The 15,346-nt window shown below is 70.5% G+C and carries 13 protein-coding genes and 1 pseudogene; 5 read left to right on the forward strand and 9 right to left on the reverse strand.

All coding sequences use genetic code 11. From position 1 onward, the window contains the following. The first annotated feature begins 102 nt into the window (after positions 1-102). Positions 103-1,005: a class I SAM-dependent methyltransferase gene (locus AB0D57_RS13185; protein WP_362071058.1), complete on the forward strand. Its 903-nt coding sequence runs from the start codon at positions 103-105 to the stop codon at positions 1,003-1,005. Positions 1,006-1,096: 91 nt separating this feature from the next. After that, positions 1,097-1,813 carry an SDR family oxidoreductase gene (locus AB0D57_RS13190; RefSeq protein WP_362071060.1) on the forward strand — a complete coding sequence of 239 codons (717 nt, stop codon included), beginning with the start codon at positions 1,097-1,099 and terminating at the stop codon, positions 1,811-1,813. A gap of 82 nt (positions 1,814-1,895) precedes the next feature. On the opposite strand, the gene AB0D57_RS13195 is transcribed toward AB0D57_RS13190, so the two are convergent. From AB0D57_RS13195 to AB0D57_RS13215, 5 genes are all read right to left on the reverse strand, one after another. Then, positions 1,896-2,780: an aldo/keto reductase gene (locus AB0D57_RS13195; RefSeq protein WP_362071062.1), complete on the reverse strand. Its 885-nt coding sequence runs from the start codon at positions 2,778-2,780 to the stop codon at positions 1,896-1,898. Between the two features lie 6 nt (positions 2,781-2,786). Further along, a complete protein-coding gene (locus tag AB0D57_RS13200; RefSeq protein ID WP_362071064.1) occupies positions 2,787-3,626 on the reverse strand; it encodes an ABC transporter ATP-binding protein in 840 nt (279 codons plus the stop codon). Continuing rightward, positions 3,623-6,319, reverse strand: coding sequence for an ATP-binding cassette domain-containing protein (locus AB0D57_RS13205; protein ID WP_362071066.1), 2,697 nt, complete (start codon positions 6,317-6,319; stop codon positions 3,623-3,625). The genes AB0D57_RS13200 and AB0D57_RS13205 overlap by 4 nt, the downstream gene beginning before the upstream one ends. A 22-nt stretch (positions 6,320-6,341) precedes the next feature. Next, complete coding sequence (locus AB0D57_RS13210; RefSeq protein ID WP_362071068.1) at positions 6,342-7,598, reverse strand: ABC transporter substrate-binding protein; 1,257 nt, start codon at positions 7,596-7,598, stop codon at positions 6,342-6,344. 141 nt (positions 7,599-7,739) lie between these two features. After that, entirely contained in the window at positions 7,740-9,566 is a 1,827-nt protein-coding gene (locus tag AB0D57_RS13215; protein ID WP_362071070.1) for an AMP-binding protein, read from the reverse strand. Positions 9,567-9,893: 327 nt separating this feature from the next. Here AB0D57_RS13215 and AB0D57_RS13220 point away from each other — a divergent pair. Next, a pseudogene (locus AB0D57_RS13220) lies at positions 9,894-9,995 on the forward strand (AsnC family protein); the annotation flags it as partial. Here AB0D57_RS13220 and AB0D57_RS13225 read toward each other — a convergent pair. After that, positions 9,970-10,863 carry a LysR substrate-binding domain-containing protein gene (locus AB0D57_RS13225; protein ID WP_362071072.1) on the reverse strand — a complete coding sequence of 298 codons (894 nt, stop codon included), beginning with the start codon at positions 10,861-10,863 and terminating at the stop codon, positions 9,970-9,972. The pseudogene AB0D57_RS13220 and the gene AB0D57_RS13225 overlap by 26 nt on opposite strands. Positions 10,864-11,030: 167 nt before the next feature. Between AB0D57_RS13225 and AB0D57_RS13230 the strand changes: the two genes are divergently transcribed. Further along, a complete protein-coding gene (locus tag AB0D57_RS13230) occupies positions 11,031-12,068 on the forward strand; it encodes a bile acid:sodium symporter family protein (RefSeq protein WP_362071074.1) in 1,038 nt (345 codons plus the stop codon). On the opposite strand, the gene AB0D57_RS13235 is transcribed toward AB0D57_RS13230, so the two are convergent. The 3 genes from AB0D57_RS13235 to AB0D57_RS13245 form a co-directional block, all read right to left on the reverse strand. Continuing rightward, on the reverse strand, positions 12,004-13,239 hold the full coding sequence (locus AB0D57_RS13235) for a DUF4185 domain-containing protein (protein WP_362071076.1): 1,236 nt from the start codon (positions 13,237-13,239) through the stop codon (positions 12,004-12,006). The two genes, AB0D57_RS13230 and AB0D57_RS13235, sit on opposite strands and share 65 nt — an antisense overlap. 117 nt (positions 13,240-13,356) lie before the next feature. Further along, positions 13,357-14,124 carry a collagen-like protein gene (locus AB0D57_RS13240; protein WP_362071078.1) on the reverse strand — a complete coding sequence of 256 codons (768 nt, stop codon included), beginning with the start codon at positions 14,122-14,124 and terminating at the stop codon, positions 13,357-13,359. After that, entirely contained in the window at positions 14,121-14,393 is a 273-nt protein-coding gene (locus AB0D57_RS13245; protein WP_362071080.1) for a hypothetical protein, read from the reverse strand. Before AB0D57_RS13245 ends, AB0D57_RS13240 begins: the two co-directional genes overlap by 4 nt. Before the next feature lie 299 nt (positions 14,394-14,692). Between AB0D57_RS13245 and AB0D57_RS13250 the strand changes: the two genes are divergently transcribed. After that, the gene (locus AB0D57_RS13250) at positions 14,693-15,235 is read left to right on the forward strand and encodes an isochorismatase family protein (protein ID WP_362071082.1); all 543 of its coding nucleotides are present in this window, start codon (positions 14,693-14,695) and stop codon (positions 15,233-15,235) included. Positions 15,236-15,346: the final 111 nt, after the last annotated feature.

The raw sequence follows: 15,346 nt of genomic DNA on the forward strand, positions 1-15,346 counted from the left end.
TCGCTTCACCGTGGGTGCGATTTGCTGTTTACGCAACATGACTGGCTGTTTCCGGGAGTGGCGGAGCACGCTGTCCACACCCGGAACGAGAGGCTCGCCACCATGTCGCACACGCACGATCACGATCACATCCACGGTCACGATCACGGTCAGCACGACCACACCCACATGGACTTCGCCGAGATGCTCCCCATGCTGGAGCAGGAGGCGGAACTGTTCACTCCCTTGTATGCCGAGGCGGCGGCCTGGCTGAGGGAGCAGCGGCCCGATCCCGAGCTGATCGTGGACGCGGGCAGCGGCCCCGGCGTCATCTCCTGCCTCCTCGCGAACACCTTCCCCGAGGCGCGGGTCGTTGCCGTGGACGGCGTGGAATCTCTGCTGGAGCGGGCCCGCGCCCGTGCCCAGGGCCTCGGCATAGGCGACCGTTTCAGCACGCTGCGGGCCGAACTCGCCGACGGGCTGGGCGACTTGGAGTACCCGGGCGACCTGCTGTGGGCCAGCCGGTCGCTGCACCACGTCGGCGACCAGCGCGCCGCGCTCGCCGGATTCGCGGGCGGCCTCGCGCCCGGCGGCATCCTGGCCCTGCTGGAGGGCGGGCTCCCCACGCGTTTCCTGCCGCGCGACATCGGTATCGGCCGCCCTGGTCTGTTCTCCCGGATCGACGCCGTCCAGGACGAATGGTTCGCCCGGATGCGGGCCGACCTGCCCGGAGCGGTGGCCGAGACGGAGGACTGGCCCGCCCTGCTGACCGCCGTCGGCCTGCGCCACACCGCGACCCGCACCTTCCTCTTCGATCTCCCCGCCCCGCTGTCGGAGGAGGCCCGCGCCTTCGTCGTCACCGCGCTCACCCATCGCCGCGACGGCCTCGCCGACGGCCTCGACCCGGACGACCTCGCCACCCTCGACCGGCTCCTGGACCCGGACGACAAGGCGAGCGTGTACCACCGACCGGACGTGTTCGTGCTGACGGCACACACGCTGCACGTCGGCGTGAAGGCCGGGTAGGGCGTGTCCCGCGGTGAGCGCCGGTCCTTGACTTCGAGAGCGCTCGAAGTGATGGACTCCCGGCGTTCACCGTCAACGTATGGGGGTAATCATGACTGACTCGCCTGTCGCGCCATCGCCTGTCGCGCTCATCACGGGTGGTGGAAGCGGCATCGGTGCCGCGGTCGCGCGGCTGCTTCTCGACTCCGGTCACCGGGTCGCGGTCACCGGGCGGGGTGAGGGCCGGCTGCGCGCCTTCGCCGAGGAACTCGGGGGTCCTGAGGAGCTGTTGACGGTCGTGGGGAACGCGGCCGAGTACGACCAGGTGCAGGCGGCGGTCGACGCGACGCTCAAGCAGTTCGGGCGGCTGGACACCGTCGTGGCCAACGCGGGCTTCGCCACGCACGACTCCGTCGCCGAGGGCGACCCGGCCGGCTGGTCCGAGATGGTGCTGACCAATGTGCTGGGGCCCGCGCTGCTGATCAGGGCGTCCATCGACGCCTTGAAGGAGACCCGGGGGCGGATCGTGCTGATCGGGAGCGTCGCGGGCCACATCCACACCCCCGGCAACCTCTACGGGGCGACCAAGTGGGCCGTGACCGGGCTCGCCGAGAACACCCGGCGTCAGGTCACCGAGTTCGGCGTGGGCGTGACCCTGATCTCGCCGGGACGCGTGGAGACCCCGTTCTGGGACAGCTACGGCAGTCTGCCGCCGGGTCATCTGCTGACCGCGGAACAGCTCGCCGGGTCGATCGTCTGGGCGATCGAGCAGCCGGACGGTGTGGATGTGAACACCGTGGTGGTGCGGCCGATGGGGCAGCCCAACTGACGCTCGTCGCTCTGTTCGCCCTGTGACGCCGTCGGCCCGGACGCATACCGTGCGTCCGGGCCGACCGGTGTACCGGGGCGGCTCAGCCCATGTCGAACACGGCCGGGTCGGGGCCCAGGCGGCGGTCCTCGTTCAGGGCGCTGATCGCCGCGATGTCCTCGGTGTCCAGGGAGAAGTCGAAGACGTCGATGTTCTCCTTGATCCGGGACGGGGTCACGGACTTGGGGATCACGATGTTGCCCAGCTGGAGGTGCCAGCGGAGCACGATCTGCGCCGGGGTACGGCCGTGCTTCTGGGCGATGGCGACGATCGCCGGGACCTCCAGGAGGCCCTTGCCCGAGCCGAGCGGGGACCAGGCCTCGGTGGCGATGCCCTGCTCGGCGTGATACTCCCGGGCCGCGCGCTGCTGGAGGTGCGGGTGCAGCTCGATCTGGTTGACGGCCGGGATGACGGACGTCGCGTCGATCAACTTCTCCAGGTGCTCCGGAAGGAAGTTGGAGACCCCGATGGCCTTGGCGCGGCCGTCCGAGTGGATCTGCTCGAAGGCCTTGTACGTGTCGATGTACTTGCCCCGGGACGGCAGCGGCCAGTGGATCAGGTAAAGATCCACGTACTCCAGGCCGAGCTTCTCCAGGGAGGTGTCGAACGCGCGCAGCGTCGCGTCGTACCCCTGGTCGCCGTTCCAGAGCTTGGTGGTGACGAAGAGGTCCTGGCGGGCGATGCCGGAGGCGGCGATGGCCTTGCCGGTGCCTTCCTCGTTGCCGTAGATCGCCGCGGTGTCGATGCTGCGGTATCCGGTCTCCAGCGCCGTGGCGACTGCCTGCTCCGCCTCGTCGTCCGGGACCTGCCAGACTCCGAAGCCCAGCTGCGGCATCTCGACGCCGTTGTTCAGGATGATCGGGGGGACCTTGCTCACGAGCTCTCGATCCTTCAGTCGTCGGGTGGTACTCCCATCGTCAACGATCATCGGGGGTCATGCATTCCTGACCGGTGGATTCTCCGTGGATTGATGGTGTGAGCCGGAGAATGGCCGGAAATGGCCGAGGTATGCCTGTTGGACCGCCGGGTCGGCGCGTACTTCGGCGGGAGTTCCCTCGGCGAGTATGCGGCCCAGGTCGAGGACGACGACACGGGTGCAGAGTTCCATGACGAAGGCGATGTTGTGCTCGACGAGCAGGACGGCGCGACCTTCATCGACTGACAGATAACGGATAACAGATGACAGATGTCCAATTTCGTCAGCTGTCATCCCGGCTGCCGGTTCGTCGAGCAGCAGCACCCTGGGCGGGTCCGCGATCGCACGCGCCAGCTCGACCATCCGGGCCTGCCCCACCGGAAGCGCTCCGGTGTACACGGTTTCGATGTCGTCCAGACCGCAGGTGCGCAGGACGGCCGCCGCGCGCTCCCGGCGTTCCTTCTCGTAGCGGCGCCGTGCCGCCAGCAGGTCGGCCGCGAGTCCGCCCCCGCCACCGCGCCACTCCTGGGCCACCATCAGATTGTCGGCTGCCGTGAGCCGGCCGAAGAGCTGCTGCCGCTGGAAGGTGCGGCGCATACCGTGACGGGCACGCCAGACGGGGGAGCGGCGGGTGACATCGGTGCCGTCGAGCAGGACGCGGCCGTCGTCGGGGCGGCGGATGCCCGACAGCACGTCGAAGAGGGTGGTCTTTCCGGCGCCGTTGGGGCCGATGAGCCCGCACACCTCGCCGGGGCGCAGGGCGAGGTCCACACCGTCGAGGGCGCGGACACCGCCGAAGCGCACACCGATGCCGAGGGCCTCGAGCACGGGCGGGGCGAGTGCGGGCTCGTCGCTCATGGCCGTACCATCCCTCCGGGCCGAGGGCCCTGTTCCTTGGGGCGTGCGGCGCTCGCCGCGCTCCCCAGGTACGCGTCCGTCAGCCGATCCGCCTCCACCGCACCCCGCGGACCGCACCACGTCACCTGCCCCTGCGCCAGACAGGCGACCGTGTCCGCGACCTCGAGCACCTCGGCCGCCTTCTCCTCGACCAGCAGCATGGCCGTCCCCGCCGACTTCAGCTCGGTCAGCAGCCCGAACACCTCGCCGGCCACGCGCGGGGCGAGGCCGAGCGACGGCTCGTCCGCGATCAGCACCTTCGGCGGGCGCTGGAGCAGCGGTGCCAGTGCCAGCAGTTGCTGCTCGCCGCCGGAGAGCGAACCGGCGAGGACGCCGCGGCGTCCCGCGAGGCCGGGGAAGCGTTCGTACACGGCGTCGCGTTCGTCCTTCGCCCGCAGGTGCAGGGTGAGGTTCTCCTCGATGGTGAGCGAGGGGAAGATCCCGCGTCCCTCGGGCGCGAGCAGCACCCCCGCCCGGGACCGGCCGAGGGCCCGTTCGCGGGTGGCGTCGCGCCCGGCGACGTACACCTGACCGGCGAGGGGGGCCAGCAGCCCGGCGGCGACGCGGCATGTGGTGGACTTTCCGGCGCCGTTGGGGCCGAGGAGGGCGAGGATCTCGCCGGGGCGCACGGCGAGATCGACGCCGTGCAGGACGCGGGAGCCGTCGTATCCGGCGTGGACGGAGCGGAGTTCGAGGGCCGCGTCGGGGGACGGGGCGGTGGGCGCCGCGGTGGTACGGGGGGTGGTCGTCGTGCGCCTGCGGTGCAGTCGGGTGGAGACCGCCGCCGCGTATCCGTCCGGGTCGTTGGCCAGCGCCAGCCCGGCCAGGCCGAAGAGGATCACCGGCAGGTGGACGGAGCTGGTGACGTAGTCGGACAGCAGATGCGGTACGACGGTGTAGACGAGCCCCGCCACCACGGCGAACTGGGGACGGCGTACGCCCGCCGCCACGACCACCGCGAGCCAGATCAGCCCGGTCATCGCCGTGAAGTCGGTGGCGGTGACGCGGGTGCTGTACGACGCGTACATCACGCCGCCGAAGCCCGCGAGCCCGGCCGACAGCGTGAACAGCGTCAGCTTGGTGCGGACCACCGACACCCCCGAGGCCATGGCCGCGGCCGGCGCCGAGCGGACGGCGAGCATCGCGCGCCCCGAGGGCGAGTCGCGCAGCGCGCTGAGGGCCGCCACGATCGGGACGACGAGCACGATCATCGCCACGCCCATCGCACGGTCGTCGCTCAGGTCCACCGGTCCGAACACCGGGCGCGGGATCGACCATCCCGTGTCGCCATTGCGCAACCAGCCCATCTGGAACAGGACTTGGTCCGCGAGGAAGGCCAGCGCGAGGGTGGCGAGGGCGAGCGACCGGCCGCCGAGGCGAAGGGCGGGCAGCGCCACGAGCGCTCCCAGCAGCGCCGCCACGCAGGTGCCCACCGCCGCGGCCGCCACGAACGGCCAGCCGTGGCTCAGCAGCAGCCCGGCCATCAGCGCCGCGCCGGTCACGAACGTCGCTTGCGCCAGCGACACCATCGCGCCGAGCCCCGTCACCACCGTGAAAGAGACGAACACCAGGGAAAGGGCGAGCCCTTGGGCGAGGATGCCGCTCCAGAAGGGGGTCGTGACGGTGTAGAAGGAGAGGGCGAGCAGGAGCGCGGCCGCTGTCCACGGTCCCCAGCGCCGTAGCCACGAGCGGCCCGCCGTGTAGTCCACCGGCGGCGCGTCCACGGCCGCCGTGCCCGCCGTCCGCTGCCGTCGCGTCAGCACCAGCAGCCCGGCGAAGAGGATCAGGAACGGAACGGCCGTACGGAAACCTGTGATCCGCTCGGCGAAGTCGGCGTACCCCGCGACCAGGTTCTGCAGCACCCCGAGCGCCAGGCCGCCCGCGAAGGCGAGCGGGACCGAGGCGAAGCGGCCGAGGACCGCGGCTGTCGCCGAGACGAAGAGGAAGAGGGTGAAGTCGTGCGCGGACAGGCCGAGGAGAGGGGTGGCCAGCACGCCCGCCAGTCCGGCGAGCGCGGACGACAGCATCCACGCGATCGAGGACAGCCGGTCCGCGCTCGTCGCGCGCAGCTCCACGAGCGAGCGGTTGTCCACCGCCGCGCGGAGTTTCAGCCCCAGTGCCGTGTGCCGCATCAGGATCCACAGGCCGACGGCGACCAGGGCCGTGGCCACCCAGGTGATCAACTGGTCGGAGTCGACGCCGACACCGTCCATCAGCTGCCAGGACTTCGCGGGGCTCGGTCCGACGCCGGGGAGCCCGAACTGGTTCTCGGCGGGCTTGACGGACACCCCGGCGTCCTCGAGGAGCTCCACGATCCACAGTCCGAGGGCGGGCAGCGCCACCAACAGCCCGATGGTGGCGACGATCTGGGCGGCCTCGCCGACTCGTGCCAGCTTGCGGAACATCAGCCGGTCCAGGCCCCAGCCCAGCGCGGGTGCGACGACGCACACCAGCAGGACGGCCGTCGGCACGGCGGGCAGGCCCAGGCCCGAATGCAGTTCGTAGAAGGCGAGCGCGCACAGGTAAGCGGTGGCGCCGTGCGCGAAGTTGAACAGACCGGAGGCCGAGTAGGACAGCACGAGTCCGGTCGCGAGCAGCGCGTACAGCGCGCCCGAGACCAGTCCGCTCAGTACGAATCCCAGTAGGTCCGACATGCCAGGTCCCCTCGTGGCCGGGCTACTTGAAGGGGATGGGCGGGTAACAGGTGAAGGGCGCCGACACGACGTACTTCCCCTCCTTGAGCTGGACGAGCGCCCCGCAGCCGAACGACTCCTTCTGTCCCCTGGGTTCGGCGCGGTCGCCGACCAGCGTGCCGGTGTCGGAGAACCCGCCCGCCGCCTTCTGGAAGGACGCCACCGTCAGGTTCTTGCCCGCCTTCTCGGCGATGGCGAGGAACAGGTCGGCGGACATGTACCCGGTCATCATGTGCATGTTGAGCGGCACGTCCTTCCCGGCGGCCTTGCCGATGTCCTGCTTGAACTGCCGCATATCCGCGCTGTCCTGCTCGAACGGCTGGAACGACAGCAGGACGTGCACCCCGTCGAGCGCTTGCTTCGTCGCGCTCTTGGCGAGCAGTGACGGGTCGTAGTCGGTGGGGTCGGTGAGGACGCCGTCGTATCCGGTGCGCTTGAGCGCGGTGAACAGGCCGATGTTGTACGGGGTCTGCATCACGGAGACGACCGCGTCCGGGGCCTTGCCGCCGTCGCTGCGCAGGATTTCCTTGGTGTACGCCGACCAGTCGCTCGGCACGGAGCCGGCGGGCACGGACGGCTTCGCGTACGTCACCCGGTAGCCGGCCGAGGCGAAGCTCTGCTTGTAGGTGCGGATGGCGAACGTGCCGGCGTCGCTGTCGTTGGCCAGGATCGCCACGGACTTGCCCGGCGCGTCGCCCATGACCTGCTTGAGCCCTTCCGGCCAGGTCTGCGAGATGGTGCCGCCCGGCATGGGCACCATGCAGCCGCCGAAGCCGTAGATGTAGCTGGGCCCGCAGAACGACGGGAGGGTACCCCAGCCGAAGGTGGGGACCTTCTCCTGCTGGAGGAAGTCGGCGCCCGAGAAGGTCGTCGAACTCATCGGGGAGATCGCGAAGACCTTGTCCCGCTGGACGAGTTCGCGTGCCGCCGCGAGGTTCCTGGCCGGGTCCTGGCCGTCGTCCTCGGCGCCCAGGTAGTCGATCTTCCGGCCGTTGACGCCGCCCTCCGCGTTCGCGCGGTCGAAGCGGGCCTTCGCGCCGAGGTCGGTGTCCTTCTTCGAGTACCCCGTGGCCGTCGTCATCGACACGATGCCACCGACCTTGATCGAGTCGGCGGTCACTCCGCGGGTGGAGCTTCCGGCTGCCTTGTCCGAACTCTCTCTGGTGGAGGCGGAGTTGCAGGCGGTGGCGAGCAGCAGTGCGGCCACGGCGGCGGTGATGGTGCGGATCGGTCGCGACACGTCGGGTCCCCCTCCGTTGGGTGACCGAAAGTGTCCGTGGGATCTGACGGAGCGTCAATATCTGACGCATCGAGAAGTGATGATGCGTCAGATCCGATAGCGATGATGGGGCGGGGGAGTGCGCTGTCTGCGGAGAGGGGCCTACGCCCGGTACAGCGCCTCGACCTCCGACGCGTACGCCTTCTCGATCGCCTTCCGCTTCAGCTTCAGTGAAGGCGTCAGCAACCCGTGCTCCTCGGTGAACTGGTGGGCCAGTATCCGGAACGTACGGATCGATTCGGCCTGCGACACCAGCGTGTTCGCGGCGACCACCGCGCGCCGTACCTCGGTCTCCAGGTCGGTGTCGCGCACCAGGTCGGCGGGGGACAGCGGCGGCTTGTTGCGCATCTGGAGCCAGTGTTCGACGGCCTCGGAGTCGAGCGTGACGAGCGCCGCGATGTAGGGCCGGTCGTTGCCGACGACGATGCACTGGGCGACCAGCGGATGGTCGCGGACGCGCTCCTCCAGGATCCCCGGCGAGACGCTCTTGCCGCCGGAGGTCACCAGGATCTCCTTCTTGCGCCCGGTGATGGTGAGATAGCCGTCCTCGTCGAGCGAGCCCAGGTCGCCGGTGGCGAGCCAGCCGTCGTGCAGGGTGGCGTCGGTGGCCTTGGGGTCGTTCAGGTACCCCTGGAAGACGTTGTCGCCGCTCAGCCAGATCTCGCCGTCGTCCGCGATGTGCACGGTGGTGCCGGGGATCGCCTGGCCGACGGTGCCGAACCGGGTGCGCTCGGGCGGGTTGGCGGTCGCCGCCGCCGTGGACTCGGTGAGCCCGTACCCCTCGTAGATGAAGACGCCTGCGCCCGCGAAGAACAGTCCGAGCCGCCGGTCCATCGCCGAGCCGCCCGACATCGCGTGCTTGACCCGGCCGCCCATCGCGGCCCGGACCTTGGAGTAGACGAGCTTGTCGAAGAGCTGGTGCTGCATGCGCAGGCCCGCCGAGGGGCCGGGCCCGATGCCCCAGGCCTTCTCCTCGATCGCGTCCGCGTAGCGCACGGCGACCTCGACGGCCTTCTCGAACGGGCCTGACTTGCCCTCCTTCTCCGCCTTGCGCCTGGCGGCGTTGAAGACCTTCTCGAAGATGTACGGCACCGCGAGGAAGAACGTCGGCCGGAACGCGGCCAGGTCCGGCAGCAGGGCGGCGGCGTTGAGCTGCGGCTGATGGCCGAACTTGACCTTGCCGCGGATCGCCGCGACCTGCACCATCCGTCCGAAGACATGCGCGAGCGGCAGGAACAGCAGGGTGGCCGCCTCGTCACCGCGCCGGGAGTGGAAGACGGGCTCCCAGCGCTCGATGACCGTGTCCGCCTCGAACATGAAGTTGGCGTGCGAGATGACGCAGCCCTTGGGGCGCCCGGTGGTGCCCGAGGTGTAGATGATCGTCGCGATCGAGTCCGGGGTGACCGCGCGCCGGTGCCGGTGCACCACCTCGTCGTCTAGGTGCATGCCCGCCTCGTACAGCTCCTGCACCGCGCCCACGTCGAGCTGCCACAGCTTGTGCAGCTGCGGCAGCCGGTCCACGACCGTGGCGATCGTCATCGCGTGGTCCTCGTGCTCCACCATGACCGCCGACACCTCTGCGTCGTACAGCATCCAGAAGACCTGCTCGGCGGAGGAGGTCGAGTAGATGGGCACGACGTGGGCGCCGATCGTCCACAGCGCATAGTCGAAGAGCGTCCACTCGTAGCGCGTGCGGCACATGATCGCGACCCGGTCCCCGAACCGGATCCCCTGGGCGAGCAGCCCCTTGGCGAGGGCGAGGACCTCGTCGCGGAACTCGGCGGACGTCACGTCACGCCACTGGCCCTCCTCGTCCTTGCGGCCGAGGGCGATGTGCAGGGGGTCTTCCTGGGCATGTTCGAACACGACGTCGGCCAGGCCGCCCACCGGCGGCGTCGACGCCAACGGAGGGTTGGTGAACTCGCGCAATCCCGCTCCTCGTGGTGCTCCGCACAGCGCCGTGAAAGCTACCCCACGGCGCCGCAGGGTGGGAGAGGTGCCGTAAAGGGTGAAGGCGCGGTATATGCACAGGTCAGCCGAGTAAATGCCCGCACATGGGGAAGGGACCGGACAGAATCCCTTACGGCCCCGTAGGTTTCGGTCCCGTAATCTCCACGGAATCTGTACGACGTGGTGACGGTGCGAGGCGGCCCGGACGGCAGATGTGGAAGTTTTGATTCCGCACTCTGCGGACAGCGGTGGGGCCGTCGCGGAGATTCCGGAAACAGTCCCACAGACGTCGCACGCGACACGGCCCTGAGTGACGGACTCGGCCGCCTCGAAGGGGTCCAGCACGTCGAGACGGCGCCGTTCCTGCGCCGGGTCAAGCAGCTCACGTACGCGAAGCCGCCGCGCTAGCCCCGCCGCCCCGGTGCAGCCGGTCCCCGCCCCCCAGGATCGCCGCCGCCAGCGCGTCCGCCGCGCCCTGCGCCGATGCCTGCCGTCTCCCGTGCATCAGGACGAAGTCGACCTCGCCCAGCTCCGGCAGTCCCGCCCGCTCCGGGACGCGGACCAGACCGGGCGGGACGAGCCCCCGGGAGTGGGCCATCACGCCCAGGCCCGCGCGGGCCGCCGCGACGAGTCCGTTCAGGCTGCCGCTGGTGCAGGCGATGCGCCAGGGGCGGCCCTGGCGTTCCAGGGCTTCGAGGGCGAGGGCGCGGGTGATGCCCGGCGGCGGGTAGACGATCAAGGGGACCGGGCGGTCGGGGTCGAGGCGCAGGCGTTCCGCGCCGATCCACACCAGGCGGTCGTGCCAGACCAGTTCGCCGCGCGGGTCCTCGGGGCGTCGCTTCGCCAGCACCAGGTCGAGTTTTCCCGCCGCGAGCTGCTCGTGCAGGGTGCCGGACAGCTCGACCGTCAGCTCCAGGTCCACCTCGGGATGGTCGTACCGGAAGCTCTCCAGGATCTCCGGCAGCCGGGTCAGCACGAAGTCCTCGGACGCGCCGAAGCGGAGCCGGCCGCGCAGCCGCGTACCCGTGAAGAACGCCGTCGCCTGCTCGTGCACCTCCAGGATGCGGCGCGCGAAGCCGAGCATCGCCTCGCCGTCCTCCGTGAGCTCGACGGAGTGCGTGTCGCGGGTGAACAGCTGCCGTCCGGCGACGTCCTCGAGACGGCGTACGTGCTGGCTGACCGTGGACTGGCGCAGGCCGAGCCGTCGCGCGGCCTGCGTGAAGCTCAAGGTCTGGGCCACCGCCAGGAACGTACGCAGCTGCGAAGGGTCGTACATGGCCTCACGTTATCGCGAAACATGATGGCAGTCAGAGCGGTATACCGGATTCCCGATTGACTGCCGGAAGAGGACGATGGAGAGGGCACGACCCGCCCCGGGGCGACCGCCTACGAAGAACCCACGAAGACCTGCGAAAACATACGAGAACCGAGCAGTGGAGCACCGTGAAACGCCTGCAGTGGCCGAGTTGGATGCCGATAGACCCCTACATCCTGGTGTTGCTCGGGACCGTGGGTCTCGCGACCTTGTTTCCGGCGCGGGGTACGGGCGCCGATGTGGCCTCCGGCGCGTCCACAGCCGCGATCGCCTTCCTCTTCTTCCTCTACGGCGCGCGCCTGTCCACCCGTGAGGCGATGGACGGATTCAAGCACTGGCGGCTCCACGTCGTGGTCCTGGCCTGCACCTTCGTCGCCTTCCCGCTGCTCGGCCTCGCCGCCCGTGGACTCGAGCCGGTTCTCCTGACGCACAACCTCTACACCGGCCTCCTCTTCCTCACTCTCGTCCCGTCGACCATCCAGGCGTCGATCGCGTTCACCTCCATCGCGCGCGGCAACGTGCCCGCCGCGATCTGCGCGGGCTCCTTCTCCTCGCTCGCGGGCATCGTCATCACCCCGCTGCTCGCGGCGGCGCTGCTCGGCAACAGCGGCGGCGGTTTCTCCGCGGACTCGCTGCTCAAGATCGTGCTGCAACTGCTCGTGCCGTTCGTGGCCGGGCAGGTGTTGCGCCGCTGGATCGGCGGATTCATCGCGCGCCACAAGAAGGCTCTCGGATACGTCGACCGCGGCTCGATCCTGCTCGTCGTCTACACCGCGTTCAGCGAGGGCATGGTGCAGGGCATCTGGCACCAGGTCAGCGTCGGCCGGCTGGCCGTGCTGCTCGTCGTCGAGGCCGTGCTGCTCGCGGTGATGCTGGCGCTCACCTGGTACGGCGCGAAGGCGCTGGGCTTCAACCGCGGGGACCGCGTCGCGATCCAGTTCGCGGGGTCGAAGAAGTCCCTCGCCTCCGGACTTCCCATGGCCAGTGTGCTGTTCGGCGCGCATGCCTCGCTCGCCGTGCTGCCGCTGATGCTCTTCCACCAGATGCAGCTCATGGTGTGCGCGGTGATCGCCAAGCGCCGGGCCCGCGACCCCGAGGCGGCTACGGAGCCGATCCCAGTCGCAGAGTCACGAATCGCGGTCGGTACAGCGACACGTTCCGACTGAGGTTCGCCTGCGCCGCGGCGCCCGTCGCGTCCAGCCAGTTGACGTCGTAGCTGAGGACGAGCCGGTCGCCGTCGCTCAGCGCCGGGTGCGCCTGCGGGTTGTACGCGGCCACCTGCCCCTGCGGCAGGGACGGGCTGAAGCTCCGGGTGGGCCTCTGCCAGGGGCCGGTCGGCGCGCACGCCCAGTACGACGTGATCGTCGTCAGGCCCGCGGTGCCGACGGCCATCGTGAACAGGACGTAGGTGCCGCCGTCGCGCACCACCGTGAACGCGCTGCCCACGCCCGTGCGCCGCCCGTCCCCGAGCACCGGCGCCGGTCGGCCCCGCACCGCCCACTGCGCCCCGTCCCAGTACTCCCAGGCGGCCGGTTCCCCGAGCCGGCCGCGCGGCACCCGCGCCACGTACGCCTGCGAGGCGGGGCGTGAGGCGGCCTGGCCGTCGTCGCCGCCGAAGACATACGTCCAGTCGCCCGCGTCGACCGTCGAGGTGCCGAACAGCACCCGCCGGGAGGGGTCCGCGACGGCACTCTGGTCCAGGATCGTGGTGATGCCCTCGAGCCGCAGGCCGGGCAGCGAGAGTGTGGCGACCTCGGTGGAGGTGGGCACGCCGTAGATCCAGGGGGACTGGCCCGTCGTACGGGTCCACAGCAGGACGCGGAGCACCTGCTCCGAGGAGCCCGGGGAGCGGGGCTCGACACGGGCGGCGACGGGCCAGCGCCACTGCTGCGGGGCGGGGTCCGGGAAAACGGGCGCGCGGAGCGTGCTCAGCAGTCGGCCCTGCGTACTCATCACGACCGCCGAGTTGCGCACGAGGGGCGCGCTCGCGTCACGCCAGGCGTACGACTCGCCGACCGGGTTCGGCGGCCCGTGCACCTGGCCGAGATAGGTGTCGGAGAACAGCCACAGCACCCGCCCGTCCGGCAGCCGCACCGAGTGCGTGCCGTCGCCGCCGGTCCAGTCGTCGGCGCGGGTCGCGTCGTCGCCGTAGCGCGCGAACTCGCCCGTGAGTCCGGCGTCGGCGCTCCAGGACTTGAGCGTACGAGCGGCGCATGTCCCGCCGCCCTCCCGGTCGTGGTCGGGGAGGGCGGTGAGCAGCACAGCCGCGCAGACCAGGGCGAGCAGGATGCCAAGACCGGCCCCGGTCTGCCGTCGTGCTCGTGCGTCGTCGGGCACGGACGGGACGTTAGTGGCCGCCGCGCACGTGGTCCATGGGGAGATACCGGACCGTGTCCGGGGGTGATCTGGATATTTTGGACACAAGGAGCGTGCGCGGGTCGTGATCACGCCGGTTCACGTCACATCTCGTCGGCGTCGCGGGGGTGGCAGTACGGGAAGTACCGCTGCGGACTGGGGAGTTGGTCCCGGTGCCGCCGCTCCCGATGTGCGGCAGACCAGGGCGTCCGGATCGTTCGCGGGTACCTGGAGGGTGTAGCCGTCCGGGCAGGCGGGACCGGCGTCTCCCTTCGGGCCGGGCTGCCCGGGATCCCCCTTGTCGCCCTTGTCGCCTGTGTCGCCCTTGTCGCCTTTCGCGCCCGACAGCCCGGTCGAACCCGGCTGGCCCTGGTAGCCCTGCTCGCCCTGAGGTCCGGGAGGTCCCGCCGGGCCGGGGGAACCGTCCGTGCCGTCCGTGCCGGGCGCTCCTGAGGGGCCGGGCGCGCCGGACGGCCCCGCCGCGCCCTGTTCGCCGCGCGGACCGCGTTCGCCGGTGGCGCCGGTCTTCCCGCCCGTACCTCGCTCGCCCTTGGCGCCGGGTGCTCCGGGCACCCCGGCGGGCACCCGCACCCGGTCCATCAGATGGTCAACGGCATCCGAGGGGTCCGGAGCCGCGGGGGTGCCGCCGCCGGCCTCCACCTGGGCGCGCAGGTCGCGCACGTCCTGCGCGAGCGTGGACAGGGCCTTGCCGCGCCGGTCCGCCTCCGAGCGAAGCTCCTCGGCCCGGCGGTCCCCGGCGTCGATGCGCGCCCACAGGATCACCGCGACACCGCAGAGCGCTATCAGGATGCAGACGAGGAAGATGCTGCGCCAGCGCAGGGCGAGCAGCCGCTGGAACCCGTTCACGGCGCACCTCCAAGGCGGTGGATGTCGAGACGCAACCGGGCGATCTCCGACTGGTCCGCAGCGTGCAGCGTGGACAGCTCTTCGATGCGCGAGTCGCGTTCGACGACTTGGCGCTCGAGGCGGTCGCGCTCGTACTGCAGCTTGTCGGTGAGACTGGAGAAACCGTTCAGGGCGTTCTCGCCCCGCTTCCCCAGATAGGCCACGATGGCCGCGCCCAGCACGCCTGCGCAGGCCAACAATGAGCCGAGCAGGGTGGTGCCGGCATCCAAGTAACTGCCTCCTACCCGGACGACGGGCCCCGCGACGCAGGCGTGACCCGAGAGAACTCCCCATGAATAACGAGCTCAAGCGTGCGGGGATGCGCGCGGGGCGACGGGTACACCGGACGAGTGGCGACGGGTACACCGGACGAGTGGTGGCGGAGTGTCGGCGGACACGCTAAGGGTGGAACGCGTACCACTTGCGGCTCACCCCGGGAGAACGCGCCACCTGGAAGCCGGGGAGCAGTTCATGAGCTTGTTGATCCGGATTTCCGGTACGGACGGCCAGTAAAGGCTAACGTTCCGTCATGACCGCACCCGAAGCCGAGCCCCGACTCGCCCTCGACCCCGCGCGCACCGCTCTCGTGCTCGTCGACCTGATGGACCGCATCGTCGCACTGCCCCTGGAGCCCCGAAAGGGCACCGAAGTCCTCGCGGCGGCGGAGGAGCTGGCGGCCGCTTTCCGCAAGGCGGGCGCGCTCGTCGTCCTCATCCGGGTCGAGCGGACCGGGGTCCCCGAGCAGCCGCCCGGCAGTGGGCTCGTCGCCGGGCTCGCGGCGGACGGTGACATCGAGATCGTGAAGCGGACCATCGGCGGGTTCCAGGGCACCGGTCTCGACGAGCGGCTGCGGGAACACGGTGTCTCCACCCTGGTGTTCGGCGGGATCGCCACCAACCTCGGTGTCGAGTCCACCGCCCGCGCGGCAGCGGACCTCGGCTACGACCTCGTCTTCGCCGAGGACGCGATGGCCGCCCTCACCGCTGCCGAACACAAGGCTTCCGTCAGCCTCGACTTCCCGCGCCTGGGCACGGTCGTGACGGCCGCCCAGGTCCACTTCACCGCGGGCTGATCCGGCTGGCGAGTGAGCCGAAGGGGCGCGCCTGTGTCGAGAGCGTGAGCGCGCGGAGGCCCCGACGAAGGAGGGGTCGAGCACGGTCGCGCTCTCGACACAGGCTGTGGC

The sequence above is a fragment of the Streptomyces sp. NPDC048275 genome (assembly GCF_040652275.1).
Classification (GTDB): Bacteria; Actinomycetota; Actinomycetes; order Streptomycetales; family Streptomycetaceae; genus Streptomyces.